The 17646-nt window shown below is 69.3% G+C and carries 12 protein-coding genes; 5 read left to right on the plus strand and 7 right to left on the minus strand.

Going from position 1 to position 17646, the window contains the following annotated elements:
* Positions 1-6 precede the first annotated feature (6 nt).
* Complete coding sequence (locus BLU62_RS23695; protein WP_074852328.1) at positions 7-723, minus strand: TetR/AcrR family transcriptional regulator; 717 nt, start codon at positions 721-723, stop codon at positions 7-9.
* 134 nt (positions 724-857) lie between these two features.
* Here BLU62_RS23695 and BLU62_RS23700 point away from each other — a divergent pair, with 134 nt between their 5' ends.
* Positions 858-1799: a sterol desaturase family protein gene (locus BLU62_RS23700; RefSeq protein WP_074852329.1), complete on the plus strand. Its 942-nt coding sequence runs from the start codon at positions 858-860 to the stop codon at positions 1797-1799.
* On the opposite strand, the gene BLU62_RS23705 is transcribed toward BLU62_RS23700, so the two are convergent.
* From BLU62_RS23705 to BLU62_RS23715, 3 genes are all read right to left on the minus strand, one after another.
* Positions 1783-5424, minus strand: coding sequence for a murein biosynthesis integral membrane protein MurJ (locus tag BLU62_RS23705; protein WP_074853209.1), 3642 nt, complete (start codon positions 5422-5424; stop codon positions 1783-1785). The genes BLU62_RS23700 and BLU62_RS23705 overlap by 17 nt on opposite strands.
* Positions 5425-5762: 338 nt before the next feature.
* A complete protein-coding gene (locus tag BLU62_RS23710) occupies positions 5763-8609 on the minus strand; it encodes a DUF6049 family protein (protein WP_244278301.1) in 2847 nt (948 codons plus the stop codon).
* Complete coding sequence (locus BLU62_RS23715; protein WP_074852330.1) at positions 8500-9696, minus strand: NUDIX hydrolase; 1197 nt, start codon at positions 9694-9696, stop codon at positions 8500-8502. Before BLU62_RS23715 ends, BLU62_RS23710 begins: the two co-directional genes overlap by 110 nt.
* A gap of 226 nt (positions 9697-9922) precedes the next feature.
* Here BLU62_RS23715 and BLU62_RS23720 point away from each other — a divergent pair, with 226 nt between their 5' ends.
* A complete protein-coding gene (locus BLU62_RS23720; RefSeq protein ID WP_074852331.1) occupies positions 9923-11365 on the plus strand; it encodes a CCA tRNA nucleotidyltransferase in 1443 nt (480 codons plus the stop codon).
* Positions 11366-11372: 7 nt separating this feature from the next.
* Here BLU62_RS23720 and BLU62_RS23725 read toward each other — a convergent pair whose 3' ends face one another.
* Positions 11373-12299 (minus strand): diacylglycerol/lipid kinase family protein, encoded by a 927-nt coding sequence (locus tag BLU62_RS23725; protein WP_074852332.1) that lies wholly within the window; start codon positions 12297-12299, stop codon positions 11373-11375.
* A 48-nt stretch (positions 12300-12347) separates the two neighbouring features.
* Between BLU62_RS23725 and BLU62_RS23730 the strand changes: the two genes are divergently transcribed.
* Together BLU62_RS23730 and BLU62_RS23735 are read left to right on the plus strand one after the other, a co-directional pair.
* Positions 12348-12929 (plus strand): TetR/AcrR family transcriptional regulator, encoded by a 582-nt coding sequence (locus BLU62_RS23730; RefSeq protein ID WP_074852333.1) that lies wholly within the window; start codon positions 12348-12350, stop codon positions 12927-12929.
* A 13-nt stretch (positions 12930-12942) separates the two neighbouring features.
* Positions 12943-14484, plus strand: a complete 1542-nt coding sequence (locus tag BLU62_RS23735; RefSeq protein WP_074852334.1) for a glycerol-3-phosphate dehydrogenase/oxidase — start codon at positions 12943-12945, stop codon at positions 14482-14484.
* A gap of 6 nt (positions 14485-14490) precedes the next feature.
* Here BLU62_RS23735 and BLU62_RS23740 read toward each other — a convergent pair whose 3' ends face one another.
* Positions 14491-15582: an aminotransferase class V-fold PLP-dependent enzyme gene (locus BLU62_RS23740; RefSeq protein ID WP_074852335.1), complete on the minus strand. Its 1092-nt coding sequence runs from the start codon at positions 15580-15582 to the stop codon at positions 14491-14493.
* Between the two features lie 104 nt (positions 15583-15686).
* Between BLU62_RS23740 and BLU62_RS23745 the strand changes: the two genes are divergently transcribed.
* Positions 15687-16238 (plus strand): hypothetical protein, encoded by a 552-nt coding sequence (locus BLU62_RS23745; RefSeq protein ID WP_074852336.1) that lies wholly within the window; start codon positions 15687-15689, stop codon positions 16236-16238.
* On the opposite strand, the gene BLU62_RS23750 is transcribed toward BLU62_RS23745, so the two are convergent.
* The gene (locus BLU62_RS23750; RefSeq protein WP_074852337.1) at positions 16219-17550 is read right to left on the minus strand and encodes an MFS transporter; all 1332 of its coding nucleotides are present in this window, start codon (positions 17548-17550) and stop codon (positions 16219-16221) included. The genes BLU62_RS23745 and BLU62_RS23750 overlap by 20 nt on opposite strands.
* Between the last annotated feature and the right edge of the window lie 96 nt (positions 17551-17646).

The following is a 17646-nucleotide window of genomic DNA, read 5'->3' on the forward strand; positions in this document are numbered from 1 at the left end:
GGAGGGTCAGTTCAGCAGGCGATCGTGGGCGGCCACGAAGAGTTCGACGCACACGTCGAGGATGTCCTCGAGCGGTTCGCGCGGTACGTCGGTTTCGCCGGTACCTGCGACATACCAGTCGACCATCAGTTGGGTCACCGCTCCGACCAGACCCACCGAGGCCAGACGCTGACGCGCGCTGGCCGGCCGATTCCCCCGCGCCAGCATCAGGATCAGCTCGGCCCAGCCGTGAATCGCGCGCATCCGCACGCGCTCGATCTCCGGAGTGACTCCGACGACCTCGACCAGCATCACCCGCGCGCGGCGGGCGTCGTCGGCGAGTGCCGAGACGAACGCCTGGAGGATGGCACGAGCCGCCTCGGAGATGAGCTCTCCCGCAATGCCTTCCGATGCGTCCGGCGTCGCGTCGCCGCCGGTGTCCAGGAAGCGTCCCGCGGCGGCCAGGGTCGAGGTGCGTGCGTAGTCGACGCAATCGTCGTAGACGGCGACGAGGAGGTCGGCGCGGTCGCTGAAGGATTCGTAGAAGTAGCGCTGGGTCAGGCCGGCCTGATCGCAGATGCTCTTGACGGAGGCCTTGGCGTACCCGTCGGTGCCGAAGACATCGAGACCGGCGCTGATCAGCGCGCTGCGGCGTCGAGCCTGTCGCTCGGTCGGATCCGCTCCCCCGTAGCGTCGGCCCCCGGCTCCGGTGGCGGAGGATCCGGCAGTCGCAGGCGTGGGCACGGACCTTGGCTCCTCTCATCGCGGACCCGGCGAATCGGCGACCGGGGGTCTTTACAGCTCAGCTTCTGACACGATACCTTGTCAGAAGCAAACTGACATGCCGACGTGTCAGATGGTGAGCCAGGGAGTACACGGTGTTGGAGTTCTTGCCGGAACCGATGCGGGAGCCGACCGTGCTCGCGATCCCGTTCTTCGTGGGCATGCTGGCGATCGAATGGTTCGCCGCGGCCAAGCTCGAGCATGACCACGATGACGACGAGACCGGTCCCCTGCCGGGCGCATACGAAACCCGCGACGCACGCGCGAGTGTCCTGATGGGCCTGGTCTCGATCGCGACCAGCGCCTTCTGGAAGCTCCTCGGTTTGATCGCCTACACGGCCCTGTTCACCTACGTCGCGCCGTGGCAGCTACCGATGAACCAGTGGTACTCGTGGGTCATCGCCTTCGTGGCGGTGGACTTCATCTACTACTGGGTCCACCGGGTGTCACACCGTGTGCGCATCGTCTGGGCCACCCACCAGGCGCATCACTCGAGCGAGTACTTCAACTTCGCCACCGCGTTGCGTCAGAAGTGGAACATCAGCGCGGCGATCGTGATGTGGTTGCCGCTCCCGCTGCTCGGCGTGCCGCCGGCGCTCGTCTTCTTCGCGTACTCGCTGAATCTCATCTATCAGTTCTGGATCCACACCGAGCACATCGACAAGATGTGGCGACCGTTCGAGTACGTGTTCAACACTCCGTCGCATCACCGTGTGCATCACGGTCGCGATCCCGAGTACCTCGACCGGAACTACGGTGGCGTCTTCATCATCTGGGACCGGATGTTCGGCTCCTTCACGCCGGAGGTGCGCCGCCCACGCTATGGACTCACCAAACCGGTTGACACCTACAACATCTGGACGCTCGAAACACACGAGTATGCAGCGATCGCCCGGGACGTGAGATCGTCGACGAGTTGGCGTGCCCGCCTCGGCTACATCTTCGGACCACCCGGGTGGACGCCGAAAACTGCTGGACCGGCTACCGGGCCGGCGGTGCCGAAGCTCGCGAACGAGTCGGTCAGCCCGCCATCGTGACGCGGCCGATCTCGGCCTGGTAGCCACCGGCCGCCGGCGGCAGCGTCGTGATCCACACCATCACGTAGCGGCTCGGCTGCGGGGAGGCGACCTCGATCGTCGTGGAGTTCTCGCCGACGCGGCCCGCCGCGACCGGCGTGGTCCGCGCGAAGGCGGGCTTCGCGTTCGGGGAGGTGCGGATCTCCACGTCGAATCCCGGGGTCGGCGACTCGATGGTCACCGACTTCACGGCCTGGTCGCTGCCGAGGTCGAACATCAGACCCAGACCCTGCTTCAGACCGCCGAAATCGGGCCGTCCCCGATAGTTGTCGGTCTCCCACGGCGGAGCGGCACCCGTGATCACGTTGCCGACGTTGGCCGAGTTGTCCGGCGGCTGCGACGAGAAGTCGACGATGGACACCGACTGCAACGGGATGTTCTGTGCCGGCGCGGTCTCGGTCGGGGCCTTCGCAGCCGGTGCCTGTTCGCCCGGCGTGGCCGGCTCGGTGGTGGTCAGGATCGAGTCGATGTCGCTCGACCCGTCACCGCTTCCGAAGACATTGGTGGCCCCCACGATCAGCGCGATGACCACGAAGAGCGCGAGCAGTCCGGCGCCGATCAGCAGTGCGAGGTTCTTACGACCCGGCGTGTGCTCGACGCTGCCGACGCGCGGTGTGGCCGTGACCGGCGGCGGGGCGCCGGCATTGGTGATCGCGGGGAGCATGTCGGTGTTGAGGTCGACGACGGTCGCCTGGTCGAGGACGTGCTGGACGGTCGCAGCCGTGCGGATCCCGCGGGAACCGTCGAGCGCACGGGCCGCGACCGCCGAGATCTCGAACGGGACGTCGGGCTTTGCCGCCCGCGGTTCGATGGGCTGACCGTTCTCACCCGGTGCGGCCACCGGGATACCGCCGATCGGTTCCTTGACGTCGTCGGTGGTGATCAGGCGTGACCCGGTTTCGGGATCGAGGGTCCACCGGTTCAGCAGCAGTGCGTAGAGCACCGCGCCGAGGCCGCGGACATCGGAGGCCTTGTCGTCACCTGCGAGCGTGCCGGGGAAGGCGAGAACGGCGTTGCCGTCGTGGCTGATGCGGATGCGATCGGGGTGGTCGATCGACAGGGCGCCACCGGAGCGATGCGCGATCTCGGCGGCCGCGGCCAGTGAGCGCACGGCGCGGGCCGCGCCGATCGGGGACGGCTGCGAGCGCGCGACGTCGGCCAGTGACGACCCGGGCACCCACTCGGCGACCACGATGCCGCCGGAGGAACCGCGCACCACGTCGAGCACCCGGGCGACGCCGTCGGAGGTGATCTGCCCGAGCCGCAGGGTGCGTGACAGGACGGCCTGAGGCCCTTGATCGGTGGTCTTGACCGCCTGCCCGCGTTCGAGCGGCGGCGCGAGCTGGTCGGCGTCGACGAAGGTCAGCGCGACCTCACGGTCGAGGTTGATGTCCTGGGCGCGCCAGAACTGCAGGCCGCGCGTGCCGCCGTGCTGTTCGAGGAGCCGGTAGCGGCCACCGGCGACCGCGGCGCCCGGGATCAGCCGCGGGCCGCGGGGACGTGGGGCGGGACTCTCCGGGACGACGGTCGTCGGCGCATCAGCGTTGTCTGCGCCGGGAGTCCGGGCGTGAGCGGGTGTCTGAGAACTCTGCGGTTCGCCGGAACGGGATTCGCCGGGACCGGATTCGACGGGCGACCCGGTGGGCGCAGTCGTGTCGATCTCGCTGTCACTCACGCGACGGACTCCTTTCCTCCGGTATCTGATGTCGCGCGGAACCGGTGCGCGCTCTGGGATGGGACGCACATCCCGGCCTGCGCCGATCGCGCCGCCGGTGTGTACGGAGTAGGACTGCCACGTCGCGGTACCCCTGTCGAAGCGGCGCAGCACCTGTACCTGACCAGAGTACGGGAGCGATTCGTCGGCGGAGACGCGCGGAAACTGAACTGTGATCGCCGGGGACTGTTCGCGTTCGGGCTCGGCCGGCGGGGCGAGCGCCGGGATGAACCGGCCGAGGAGACGGCGTACCGAGTTCCCGATCGCGACGACGTCGGGAACCCTCGCGGCGGCGAGCCCCGCGTAGGTCACCGCCAGCACGACGGTCGCCGTCAGGACAAGGTAGACCACCGACCCGACCTTGCCGAGCCAGCCGATCATGTGGTCGAGGCCGGACATCTTCGCGACGGCCCACACGGTGGCCGAGACGCCCAGCGAGACCGCCAGGGTGACCAGCGTGGTGCGGGTGACGTTCGTCAGGCGGGCGCCGCGCAGGCGGCTGCGGAGCAGGTAGTGGCCGACGATGGCGCCGACCAGGTAGCCGAGCCCGTTGGACAGGGCGAGCCAGCGCACGACGTTGGCCGGGTCATCGAAGATCACCGGACCCATGTACGACGAGGTCACCTTCACGACGGTGATGCCGAGCGCGATGAAGGTCGGGGTCCACGCGTCCTCGCGGGCGTAGAACACGCGCAGCTGGACCAGCGTCATCGAGTACGGGATCAGCGTGAACGCACCCCAGGCGAGGACCGACCCCAGCTGGGAGGCGTCGGATGCGTCGAACCGGCCGAAGTTGAACACCGCGATCGCGATCGCCGGTCCGAAGAAGGTCATGAACGACACGACGGGTACCAGCGCGACCATCGTCAGGCGGGTCGCCAGCGAGAGGTCTTCGACCACGGCCTTCGTGTCGTCGGCGGCTGCGTTGCGGGACAGGCGCGGCATGATCGCGGTCAGGATGGTCACGCCGAGCACGCCGTAGGGCAGCTGCAGCAACTGCCAGTGGGTGAAGTAGATGCTGACGCCGGATTCCTGGGCCGAGGCGGCGATCCGGTAGGTCGCGATCAGGCCGACCTGCAACAGCGCGACGTAGGCGACGATCGCCAGCGCCATGTTGCCGAACTGGCGCAGCCGGGCGTCGATGCCCCATTCCAGCTTCAGACGCACCCCGGCCTTGCGCAGGAAGGGGACCAGGACCATCGCCTGCAGGACGACGCCGAGCGTGCAGCCGATGCCCAGTACGAGCAGCTGCGGATCGCTCATCCGTACCGGGTTGAGCGTGATCTCACCGGGCATCAGCGCGTACAGCACGAGTGTCGAGATCTGCACGACGTTGTTCAGGACGGGCGCCCAGGCACCGGGTTTGAACAGGCCCCGGAGGTTGAGGACCGCGATGAACAACGCCGAGAGCCCGTAGAACAGGATCTCGGGCAACAGCAGATACGCGAGATGGGTCGACAGATCCCGGTTGACCTTCCCGTCACCGAGATTGAGGTAGGTGAGCAGCGGCGCGGCGATGACGGCCAGGACCGTGGCCGTGCCGAGCACCACCACGGTGATCGTGAAGATGCGGTTGAGGAACCCCTGGCCACCGTCGTCGTCCTCGGCCTCGGCGCGTGCCAGCAGCGGGATGACGATGGCCGTCAGCACCGCGCCGAGCACGACCTCGGCGATCATGTTCGGCAGTACGTCGGCGGCCTGGAACGCCGAGGCGATCCCCGATCCGAGCATCGCCAGGATGAGAACGGTCCGCAGGAAGCCGGTGATGCGGCTGAACAGGGTGGCGATCGCGATCGAGCCGCTGGTCCGCAGGATGCTGGAGTCGGAGTCGCGCGCCAGACCTGTCGACGACGCCTCGTCGCCTGCGGTCAGCTTCTTCGACGACCCGGTGTTGACCGCATCGGTCTCGCCGCTGTGCCGTTCGTGGTAGCCGGCCGCGTCGAGGCGGCCGGGACGAGCTGCCGGCGGGGCGTCGAGTCGGACGTTCCCGGGAACGGGCCCCGGGGTCTGCCTGGGACCGGGGGCGGTCGGCGGGAGCGGTCGGCCGGGACGGGGTGCGGGCGGTACAGGGCCGGATCCGGGCGGGATCCGGCGGGGAGCAGCGCGTCCCGGACGCTGGGGAGGCACCGCACCGGGTGTCCCCGGCCGCGGTTCGCGCGGCACATCGTTCCAGTTCACGTACTGTTTCGCCGTCCTCGGATAGTGCTCGATCAGGGGTCGTGTCGGGGGTCCTCCGGCTCTTCACCGGGTGGCCGACCTTCGCCTTGCAGGGTACGGCGTCGCTCCTGATACCCGCTCCCCGCCAGCATCCGCTCGAGTTCGTCGGGTTCCGGACGGTCGGCGTCGGCGGGGTCCGGCTGGCCGCGGAAGCGGTGCCACAACCGGCGTGCGGTCAGCAGGACGAGGGCCACGCCCGCGACGATGGTGATGTAGAAGAGCGGCTTGCCGTAGGCGTTGGTGTGCACCTGCAGGGTGATCGGCTGGCCGAGGGGTACCCCCGTCACCGTGGCCAGCCGGATGTCGATGGTGATCGCCTCGGAGCTCTCACCGCGGGTGGGCAGCTGGATCTGGCGTGTTCCGCGGGCCGGGATCTCGATCACCCCGAGATCGCCGATCTCGATCCCCTCGGGCGCCGACGTGGTGAGGCGGGCGCGGACCGGCAGCGCGAGGTCGTTGCGGACGGCCAGGAGGACCGGGCTGCGTTCGGAGGCCAGGGTGTACCGGCCGCCGGGGTCGAGGATCGTCACGGACTGACCAAGCCGATGCAGGGTCGACGCGACGGCGTCGATGCGCTCCTCCTGGAGGCGGCGCAGGTGCGTGTGGACGGCAGATCCCTCGGCGTCGGGGGCCCTGATCGCGCGCAACTGGTCCTCACGCAGCGGCGACATGTATCGCTCGGGGGTGGCGGCGACGTCGGCCGACCGGACGAGCGCGCCTTCGAACTGCCAGCTGTCCTCGACATTGCGCCGGATCGCGGCGGTGGCCTCTGTCGTGAGAACGGATCCGACGCGGCCCACCGGACCCACTCCCGGCGGGTTCGTCAGGCGGCCGGTCGCGTCGGCCGTGGCGAGTTCCTGCACCAGGGACGGCAGGGGCGTCGGCGTCGCGGCGCCCGATTCGAGCAGCAGGCGTGCGGTCGCGAACAAGGCGTCGGAATCGGCGACCGTCGGCGACCAGTACGTCGGAGGGACCAGGAACGCGGAGCGACCCGCAACGGGTCGCGGCGTCGTGGAGTCCCCTTCCGCCGAATCCGGTTGCGGCGCCGCGATCGCCGGATAGGCCAGTGCGGCGAGCGCGCTCTGGCGGCGACTGCCCATCGATTCGTCGGTGAGGTCGACCTGCTGTGACTCGGGTGTGAGGGCCGGTGTGCGAGGCGCGGTGCCGACCGCGGCGAGCGACGCCGTGATCGGGGGGTCGAAGGCCTGAGCGGTGAGACGTCCGACCCGGTACCGGCCCGAGTCGTCGCGGCGGCCGGTCGGCACGATCGAGTTCGACGCCAGCGCGGTCGAGGTGATCGCGGCGTCGGCCAGGGCATCGGCACCGGCGTCGTCGATCGCGCCGAGCGCAGGCACCGACAGTCCGCGCACGCTGCGCACGCCCAGGATCAGGTCGACGATGTCGGCCGGCGTGCGCAGTGCGGCCTCGGTGAGGCCGGAGTTGCCGATCCGGGCCAGTGAGGTGAGGTCGGCTTGCGCGAAGGGCAGCGCCACCACGCACATCCGGTTCGCCGTCCACCGCAACGAGTCGAGCCAGCGCCCGGCGATGTCGGAACCGTTGCCCGGGCGGGTGGCGGAGGTCGGGTCGGAGGGGTTCGTCGACACCTCGTACCCGAGCGACATCGCGCGCACGGTCACGATGAGGTCGGGGTCGATGGCCAGGCACATGCTCTCCGCGAGCTTCTCCGAGCCGGGCATCGCGACCGGCGTCGGTTCTGTCGAACTCTCGGCGGGGGGCTCGGACGAGGGCGGGCCGGACTGCTCCCTCGGTGGTTCCCCGACCACCTTCTGCAGTGCCTTGAGCAGTTCGTTCAGCCGCCCGCCGGTGTCGAGGGACCGGGCCATGTCCTCGTTGATGAGCCGGACGGGTTCGGTGTTGCCGCCGAGCACGCCGGGCGCGAGCTGCGGTGGCGCGGCCAGCGGCCAGAGCATCGTCATCCGGGCCGGGCTGGCGAGATCGGCGGAGACCGAGCCGTCGGGTCCCAGGCCGGGTACACCCGGGGAACCTGTCTCGTCGGTGGTCGGGTCGACGTAGTCGCGGGCGCGGACCTCGTCGGGCGGCAGCGACAGCACCGGAAGCAACATCCGCGAGCCGGCGACCTGGGCGGCATTGCCGTAGTCGGGGGTGCCGTTCACGTTGACCTGCAGGGGGTAGACGCCGGTCGCGGAGATCCCGAGCCCCTGGCCGTCCGGACCGGAACCGGCGGAGAGCGCCATCGACATTCGGAAACCGACGCTCTCCCCCGGTTCGAGTGTCTCGCTGAGCGCTTCGAAGGGACCTGCCACGGCGACCGCGGGATCGTCGTCGGCGAGTTCGGTGCGCAGCCCTGACGCGGACGCGACCGCATCACCGCGCTCGAGGCGGATGGACAGGTTGCTGATCGAGCGGTCGCCGATGTTGTCGACACGACCGTTCACCGTGACCACCCCGCGGCTTGTCGTGGTGACGATCGACGGGGTCATCGAATCGATGACGATGCGTGCGAAACGCGGTGACGACTGCTGGACAGGGCTCGCCTGCTCGTTGGAACCCGTCTCGGGCACGGCGACCGCCGGTGCGGCGAGGCCCGGCAGCAACAGCAGCGCGACGACTCCCAACACCGCTGTCACTGCGGTCGCGACCCGGACCCGCCGGGGATCGCGGATTCCGCCGCGACGGTCATGGCGTCGCGCGGATCGGCGGGGAGAAGGTCGAGACAACGAACCCGACCGGGCAGGCAACAGGCGCGGCTCAGCCATCGCCGGCCGCGGGCCGTCGGGGACGGCGTCGGCGCCGGCGTGGACGAGCCGGGGGCGGGGGCTCGTTGCGGCGCTGATTGCGCGCGGCGGCGGCTTTCTCATAGGCGTTGGGTTCGGTGCGAATGCTGTCGGCCTCGGACTGGGCGAGTCGGGTCGGGTCGGCGGCGAGATCGGCGATCACGCCGCGGGCCATCCGGGCGAGTCGTCGCTCGTCAGAGTACGTGAGCCGACGCGGCAACTCGTGCAACGGCACCCACGCCACTTCGCTGACCTCGTAATCGGCGTCGGACAATTCACCACCGACGCAACGCAATAGGTAATGGTGCACGGTCTTGTGGATGCGACGACCCTCGCTCACGAACCAGTAGTCGATCTTGCCGAGGGGAGCGACGACCGTGCCCTGGATCCCGGTCTCCTCCTCGACTTCCCGGATCGCGGTCTGCTCGGCGGTCTCACCGGTCTCGATGTGCCCCTTGGGCAGCGACCACATCATCCGGCCGCGACGATCCACCCGGCCGATCAGTGCGGCGGACAGCTCGTCGACGGGTAGACCGAGGTCGGAGATGACGAGTCCGCCGGCCGAGGTCTCCCGCACGGTCCGGAGCTTGTCGGTGTTCGTGCGGTCGCCCGTCCGGTCGGCCGCGCGATCCGCCCGCGAGGCGCGGCGTCGACCCTTACCGGCCTTCCCTCCTGCCTGGGTCAGGCCCTTGGTGGTGATGGTGGCCGTCACCGTGGCCATGTCGGAGGGCTTCGGCGGCGTCACCTTGGGACGTGCGCGGTCGGGGTCGACGGGTAGCTTCTCCACCGATTCGGCCTCGACGGGGTCGGGGCACGCGGGATCGACGGTCCGGGCGCGCACGAGATCGTTCGGCGTGGGCCGGCCGGTGGACGGCGCGGGCGACGTCGCCGGATTGTGCTGCTTGTGCGGGCCGGGTTTGTGGCCGTTCGGTTTCTGCCCGTTCTGCTTGGCACCCGACTGTTTGTGGCCCGCGGTGGCGTGACCACCGCTGTTGTGCACCGACGCGGCTCCGCGACCGTCGCCCTTGCGCCGGCCGCGACGCCGTCGGCCGCGACGGGTCCGACGCCCCTGGCCGGAGGGGTTCTGACCTGCTTGTCCGCCGCCGTCGCCACGCGAACCCGACGAGACGTCGCTGACGTCTGAAGGGTTGGTCGAGGAATCGGTGGACACTCCACGATGCTAGCGGCTGGTCACCTGCAGTTTGCCCGGACGCCTCGTAGTGTGTGGCGGATGTGGACACCGGCCGCGGAACGCGCGGACACGGTGTACGACGGATGAGACAGGTGGCCACGACTCGACCAGTGGTCCGGCCTCCGCCACGGCGTCGACGCCGCGGGTGACGACGGTAGGGTGGCAAGCCGTGAATGACTCTTCTCCGTCGGATGTACGGCCGACGGTGTCGGATCCGGACCGCAAGGTGCGGCTGCTGGCCGCGGCCGCGATTGCCCTCCGGGAGCTCGACGACGTCCTGGCTCCCCTCGGTGAGCTGTTCGCGACGGCGGGTCATGAGTTGTACCTGGTGGGCGGCTCGGTACGCGACGCCGTGCTCGGCCGGCTCGGCAACGATCTGGACTTCACCACCGACGCGCGCCCGGAAGAGGTTTCCCGACTCCTGCGGGGGTGGGCCGACGCCTTCTGGGATGTCGGCATCGAGTTCGGCACCGTCGGCGTCCGCAAGGGCGAGCACCAGATCGAGATCACCACCTACCGTGCCGACACCTACGACCAGGTCAGCCGCAATCCCGAGGTCACCTTCGGCGAGACACTCTCCGACGACCTCGTTCGCCGCGACTTCACCGTCAACGCGATGGCCGTCCGGATCGGCGCCAAGGGCGCGGAGGACTTCTGCGATCCGCTCGACGGGATGACCGCGTTGCTGGCCGGGGTCATCGACACCCCGGCGACGCCGGAACAGTCCTTCGGCGACGATCCGCTCCGGATGCTGCGCGCCGTCCGTTTCATCTCCCAGCTCGGCTTCAAGCTCGCGCCGCGCGTGTGGCAGGCCATCACCGAGATGAACGGCGAGATCGAGCGCATCACGGCCGAACGCGTCCGCGCCGAACTGGACAAGCTCATCTGTGGTGAGTTCCCCCTGGAGGCGATCGACGCGATGGTCGAGACGGGCCTCGCCGAACGGGTGATGCCCGAGATCCCCGGGATGAAGCTCACGATCGACGAGCACCACCAGCACAAGGACGTCTACCAGCACTCGCTCACCGTGCTCAAGCAGGCGATCGACCTCGAGGACGGCGATCCCGACCTGGTCCTGCGCTGGGCGGCACTGCTGCACGACATCGGCAAGCCGGCGACACGACGCCACGAGCCCGGCGGCGGCGTGAGCTTCCACCACCACGAGGTGGTCGGGGCCAAGATGGTGCGCAAGCGGATGCGTGCGCTGAAGTATCCGAAGGCCGTCGTCTCCGATGTCGCGGATCTGGTGTTCCTGCACCTGCGCTTCCACGGGTACGGCGACGGCGCGTGGACCGACTCGGCGGTCCGCCGCTACGTCAACGACGCCGGTCCGCTGCTGGACCGGCTCAACAAGCTGGTGCGGGCCGACTGCACGACGCGGAACAAGCGACGCGCACGCCGGCTGCAGCAGAACTACGACGATCTCGAACAGCGGATCGCGACGCTCAAGGCCGCGGAGGACCTCGAGAAGGTCCGTCCCGACCTCGACGGCAACGCGATCATGGAGCTGCTCGGCGTCCCGGCGGGCCCGGTCGTCGGGCAGGCCTGGCGGCATCTGAAGGAACTGCGGCTGGACCGCGGACCGCTGAGCCACGAGGAGGCCGAACAGGCGCTCCGGGAGTGGTGGGCGGCGCGGGGAGAGAAGTAGGTACCCGTCAGCTCGGCGTCGGTGCCTGCCGCGCCGGCGTGAACACCTCGATCGCGTGCGGGACCGCCTCGAACACCGCGGGCAGTTCGCCGACGAGATCTCCGTCGACGGACACGAGCGCGGGCGGGTCGCAGTAGAGCTCGACCTCGGCGCCGCGCATCGTCTGTACCAGCGCATGGTCGACGTGCCTACCGGTGAACACCTTCGGGAAGACGCGGGCGAGCGTCGGCCGGGCGAAACGCGGCGGGTTCTTCGCGAGTGTCACGTCGAGAAGCCCGTCGGACACCGACGCCTTCGGAGTGATCTTCATGCCGCCGCCGTAGGAGGTGGTGTTCCCGATCGCGGCGAAGACGAGGTCGGCCTCGACGGTGTCGTCGTCGACGCGGACCTGGTAGTGCCGTGAGCGCAGCGCGATGAGTTCGAGTAGTGCCGCGATCGTGTACCGCGCCTGGCCGCGGGGCCAGCGCATGTCGATGGCGCGTGCGGTGACGGCGGCGTCGAAGCCGGTGGCCGCGACCGTGCCGAACAGGGCGCTGCGCCCGTCGGGGAAACTGACGCGGCCCAGGTCCACGGGTCGGCGATGGCCGTCGAGGATCACCTGGACGGCCTCGGCGGTACCGAGCGGGATGCCGAGATTGCGGGCGAAGTCGTTCCCGCTGCCCGCGGGGATGACGGCAAGCGGCTTACCCGAGCCGATGCTGGCCTCGACCGCCAGGCGGATGGTGCCGTCGCCGCCGGCGATCGCCAGCACATCGGTGTCGCCCCGGGCGGCCTTGCCGGCGAGGTCGGCGGCGTCGGCCATGTCCTCGCCGACGATGATGTCCACCTCGACGTTCTGGGCCTTCAGGAGGTCCGCGGCGTCGTGGGCGACGCGTAGGCCGGCTCCATGGCGCGCGTATGGACTGGCCACGATGGTGGCGTGTTCGATGGTCATCTGGTCGGCCCCCCGCCGATTGAGTGATCCGTTACAGTGTTACACATCATGTCAATCCGTAACGAGGAGATCGGGGATCTCGTTCTGGACGCAGCCAGGGTCTGCCTGCTGCGAAATGGCGGTCGCAAGGTGACCGTCTCAGAGGTCGCCCGCCAGGCAGGGGTGAGTCGTCCCACCGTCTACCGACGCTGGACCGACATCACCGAGATCATCCGCGATCTGCTCACCCGCGAGGTTCTCACCATCGTCGACGCCGTGCTCGGTGAGCGCGGTGAACCCCAGGATCTCGACGCGTTGGCCGACCAGGTCGTGACCGTGGTCGGGGCGTTGCGCGACAGCGAATTGATGTCCTCACTGTGGCGTGAGCAGCGGGAATTCATGGCGCCGTATGTGTTCGAGCGTCTCGGCACGAGTCAGCAGGGTGTCCTCGCGCTGCTGGCGGACCTGCTGGCGCACGGACAGGGACGCAAGCAGGTACGTGCCGGCGACGCCAAGCGGATGGCGTCGATGGTGCTGTTGATCGCGCAGAGTTTCCTGCAGTCGGGCGCCCTGGTCTCGGACATCCTGGCCGAGGGATGGGGCACCGAACTCCACAGCGTGATCGTCGGCTACCTGCGACCGGTGACATGAGGAGGTCCTGCTGATGGCCACCTTGTCGGTCCGGACCCGCCGGCGTGCCCTCGAGTCGATGGCGTCGAGCACCGAACCCCTCGACCTGCTCGTCGTGGGCGGCGGTATCACCGGTGTCGGTGTCGCGCTCGACGCCGCGACGCGTGGCCTGCGTGTCGCCCTAGTCGAGCAGGGTGACCTCGCCTCCGGCACCTCGCGGTGGAGCAGCAAACTCGTGCACGGCGGACTCCGGTACCTCGCGAAGGGCGATGTCCGGATCGCCCGCGAGAGTGCCGTCGAGCGGCATCATCTGATGACATCTATTGCGCCGCACCTGATCTCGCCGCTCCGGCAGATACTCCCCGATCGTGGTGAACGGCAGAAATCGGTCCTTCGCGTCGGTATGCGTGCCGGAGATCTCCTGCGCCGCAACGCCGGTACGCCGAGCTCGTTGTTGCCGCCGCCCTCGCGCCTGTCGGTGATGGAGACACTCGGGCGCTTCCCGACCCTCTCGCCGGAGGGACTGTGTGGAGGGATCTCGACGACCGACGGGCAACTGATCGACGACGCCCGGCTCGTCGTCGCGGTGGCACGCACCGCGGCCGCGTTCGGCGCGCTGATCTGCACTCATACCCGCGCCGACCGGGTCGACGGTCGGGGGGCCGCGGTCACCGATCTGCTCTCGGGCGAGTCCTTCGACGTCGGCGCGCGGATGGTCGTGAACGCCACCGGCGTCTGGTCCGGGGCCGTCGACGACTCGATCGCGGTACAGCCGAGTCGCGGAACGCATCTCGTCGTGGACGCGGCCACACTGGGCAATCCGACCGCGTCGCTGACCGTGCCGGTGGGAAAGTCGTTGTCCCGGTATGTCTTCGCGTTACCAGCGCAGTTGGGTCGGGTCTACATCGGCGTCACCGATGTCGCAGCCCCGGGCCCGATCCCGGATGTCCCCACACCCGCTGACTCCGAGATCGACTTCCTGCTCGACGCGATCAACCCGGCGCTGACCCGGACACTCGGCCGGTCCGACATCGTCGGGGTGTTCGCCGGTCTGCGACCACTTGTCTACGAGCGTGGAAACGCCGGGGACGGCGGGTCGGATGGCCTCGCGGATGTCAGTCGCCGGCACCGTGTCCGGGTCCGCGGCGACGGTCTGGTGACCGTACTCGGCGGCAAACTCACCACCTACCGGCGGATGGCCGAGGATGCGGTCGATGCCGCCCTGGCGACCACCGAAATGACCGCGGGTGAGTGTGTCACCACCACAACAGCACTGGTCGGCGCGTTGCGGGACCCGCGTGAGGAGGGCCTTCCGGCGTCGCTGGTGGCGCGGTTCGGCGGAGAGGCTCCGACGGTCGTCGAGACCGCAACCGTCGATCGGCCGCTGGAGCCGATCGCGCCCGGCATCGACGTCACCCGCGCCGAGATCGAGTTCGCGGTCACGCACGAGGGTGCCCTCGACGTCGACGACGTCCTGCACCGGCGCACGCGTATCGGCCTGGTTCAGCGCGACGCGGACCTCGCCCGACCGGAGATCGAGAAAATCGTCGCGCAGGTGCTCCCCACCGCCGGCTGAAACCCCTCAATACCCCATGGTGCGCAACGCATCTGCGAGACGGTCGAGGTCCTCCCGCTGCACGTCGAGGTGCGGGCTGAGCCGCAGGACGGGCGTCTCGGTTGCCAGCGGTGCCCGCCAAGCGTCGGCCGCGGTGATCAGGATGCCCAGCGCGAGCAGTTTGTCGCGGGCCGCGGCGAGGTCCTCGAACTGCCATCCGGGCGGCGGCGCGAGGGTCACGATCGCCGATGGCTCGTCGAGCGGCTCGAGGACCTCCCAGCTGGCGATGCCGTGCAGTCGCTCGCGGGTGGCCCTGCCGATCATCGCCAGCTCACGGAACACCCGCTGCTGTCCGATGTCGAGGAGTTCGCGGACCGCGATCCCGAGCCCGAGTCGGCCGGCGATGAACGCGTCGGAGCCGTCGATCTCGACCGGCCGCAACGAATCTCGGCGTACCGCGACGAACCCGACACCACGTGGGCCGGTGAGCCACTTGCGGCTGGTGCCGTAGACGACATCGGCGCCGGTGACGGTGGGGACGTGCCCGACGGACTGGGCCATGTCGACCACCACGGGCACGCCGACGCGGTGCGCGAGTTCGACGATCCGCGCAACCGGCTGCACTGCACCGGACATCGAACCGATGTGGCAGACGTGGATGAAGTCGGGCTGCTCGAACTGCAGCATGTTCTCGAGCGCATCGGTGTCGACGTGGCCGTACACGTCGCCGTCGGGCATGGTGCGCACGGCGTAGCCGCGGCGCTCGAACTCCTCGAGGTTGGGGCCGAACTCGTTCTTGGCCACCCAGACCGTCGAGGTGACGGGCAGACTCCAGTTGGTCAGCAGGGCCCGCAGAGCTGCGCGGGCACTCTCACGGAAGATGATCTCATCGGGCGTGTGTCCGATGAGGGCCGCGAGATTGCGTGTGTCGCGGGCGATTTCCTCGGCACGGTCGTCAGCGGCGACGTAGGAGCCGCGTTCGGTCTCGCGCCACAGGTGTGCGGTCATCGCACCGATCACGGCATACGACGATCGTCCGGCGGACGCGGAGTCGAGATGCGCGAGGGCCGGTTTCAGCCGGGCCGCATGCCATTGCTCGCCGAGGTCGCTGACGTACATAGGGCCTCAACCTACCGGGTACCGGCGAGCTCGGTCACACGCCGGGGGTGATGTGGCATGCGATCGATGGAACCGGCCGGGGTGGTGCATGCGTCCAAGAACGCATGGACCCGGTGATCGAGTACTTCTTCGGGCCCGGCGACGGTTCGACGACCCGCTGGTCCACTCCTGCCGACGCCACATTCGGCGACTCCGGACCCGACGCCGTCCGACTCGACTTCGACGGCGACGGCCGACTCGATGACGCCATGTGGGACACCGATGCCGACGGCGTCGCCGATGTCGCCGCTCTGGACACCGATGACGACGACCTGCCGGACGCGTTCTACCGCGACTCGGGTGCGGGATTGTGGGACCGGCCCGTCGATCGGGACGAACCGGGCGCCGGTCTTGCTCCCGACCCGGCGGCCGAAGACGCCGAGTCGGGTGAAGGCGACGGGCCGGGGGTCCTGCGACTCGACCTCGACGCCGACGGAGACACCGAAGCCGAGCTCGTCGGATCGGAGAAGGGCGGCCGGATCCTGGCCGAGCGCCTGTACATCGACTCCGACGGTGACGGTGACACCGACGTCGTCCTGGTGGATCTGAACGGGGACGGCGTCGCCGACGCGGCCTACGACAAGCGCGATCCGCGGTTCACGCGGCGGGGTCGGTGACGGCCTGTCGGCTCGCCGCGGGTTCGCCGGCTGCTTCGGCGCGGTTGTAGAGGGCGCGTACCGCCACCATGCCCAGCAGGTAGAGCGCCACCCCCAGGACGACGAGCACGGTCGCGTGACCGTCCGCGGGGATCGCCAGCGCGGCCACGGTGACGGCGCCGACATAGGCGATGTTGAACACCGCGTCCTGCACGGAGAACACCTGACCGCGTACCGCGTCGCCGACGTCGACCTGCATGGCGACGTCGCCGCACAACTTGGCGACCTGCCCGATCAGACCCAACACGAAGGCCGACCCGCAGATCACGGCGAAGTGGAACCCCAGGACCGTGACCTCGGCGATCGCTCCGACAGCCAACGCACACATCAGCGTCGTGAATCTCCCGACGCGGCCCACCGCGATCGGGGTGATCACCGCGGCGAGGAGGGCACCGGCGCCGGTGAACCCGATGACCAGGCTGACCCGATCGAGTCCGTCGCCGGGTCCCATCTGCCGCGTCAGCACCAGGATCATGAGCGTGTTCATCCCGAACACGAGTCGGTGGGCGCCGATGGCCGACAACGCTGCCGCCACCGTCTTGTGGGTCGCCACCGCACGGGCGCCGTGCCACAGACCGACCGAGACCGCATGGAACGCCGACCTGCCCGGATCGTCGGGTTCGTCGGGACCCAGTTGCAGCGGCCGGAAGCCGTGGGCCAGACCGCCGGACACGACGGCCAGCACGATCCCGGCCAGCATCGTGAGTGCACTTCCCGAGTTGTCGTCGCCGAAGATCGCGCGCAGACCCAGTGTGATCCCGAGTCCCACGCTCAGCATCGCGCCGCCGAGCGTGGTGAACAATGCGTTGGTCGCCACGATCACCTCGCGTCTGGCGACGTGCGGAAGTCCGGCAGACAGGCCGGCCGCGACGAACCGACTCGCGCCGGTGGCGGCGAGCGCCGAGATCAGCACCACCACGTCCGGTGCGCCGGATGCGACCGCGATCGCGACGAGTCCGATGATCGCGCCGCGTAACAGGTTCGCGTACAGCAGCACATTGCGCCGATCCCAGTGATCGAGCAGCGCGCCGGCGAACGGACCGATGAGTGAATACGGCAGCAGCAACACCGCGAGACCGCCGGCGACGGCGAGCGGATCCGCGTGCCGTTCGGGGTTGAAGAGGATGCTTCCGACAAGTGCGGCCTGGAAGATCCCGTCGGTGACTTGGCTCGATAGACGAACGAACAGCAACCGTCCCAGACCTGGTGAGTGACGGAGCGAATCGATGAACCCCGACCACCCTCGGCGGTGGCTCACCTCGGTGCTGTTCACCTGTTCAAGCGTACTCACCGACGGGTTGTCGACCGCGGACTGTGTCGACCCGGGACTCGACGAACGTGCGATGATGACTGAGTGGCGGGCGGTGAC

This window comes from Gordonia westfalica (assembly GCF_900105725.1).
Lineage (GTDB): Bacteria > Actinomycetota > Actinomycetes > Mycobacteriales > Mycobacteriaceae > Gordonia > Gordonia westfalica.

Bases quoted from the DNA above. Each gene is read 5' to 3' on its own strand.
- BLU62_RS23710 (WP_244278301.1), bottom strand. From the start codon at position 8,609: ATGAGAAAGCCGCCGCCGCGCGCAATCAGCGCCGCAACGAGCCCCCGC.
- BLU62_RS23725 (WP_074852332.1), bottom strand. From the start codon at position 12,299: ATGACCATCGAACACGCCACCATCGTGGCCAGTCCATACGCGCGCCAT.
- BLU62_RS23730 (WP_074852333.1), top strand. From the start codon at position 12,348: ATGTCAATCCGTAACGAGGAGATCGGGGATCTCGTTCTGGACGCAGCC.
- BLU62_RS23735 (WP_074852334.1), top strand. From the start codon at position 12,943: ATGGCCACCTTGTCGGTCCGGACCCGCCGGCGTGCCCTCGAGTCGATG.
- BLU62_RS23740 (WP_074852335.1), bottom strand. From the start codon at position 15,582: ATGTACGTCAGCGACCTCGGCGAGCAATGGCATGCGGCCCGGCTGAAA.
- BLU62_RS23745 (WP_074852336.1), top strand. From the start codon at position 15,687: ATGGACCCGGTGATCGAGTACTTCTTCGGGCCCGGCGACGGTTCGACG.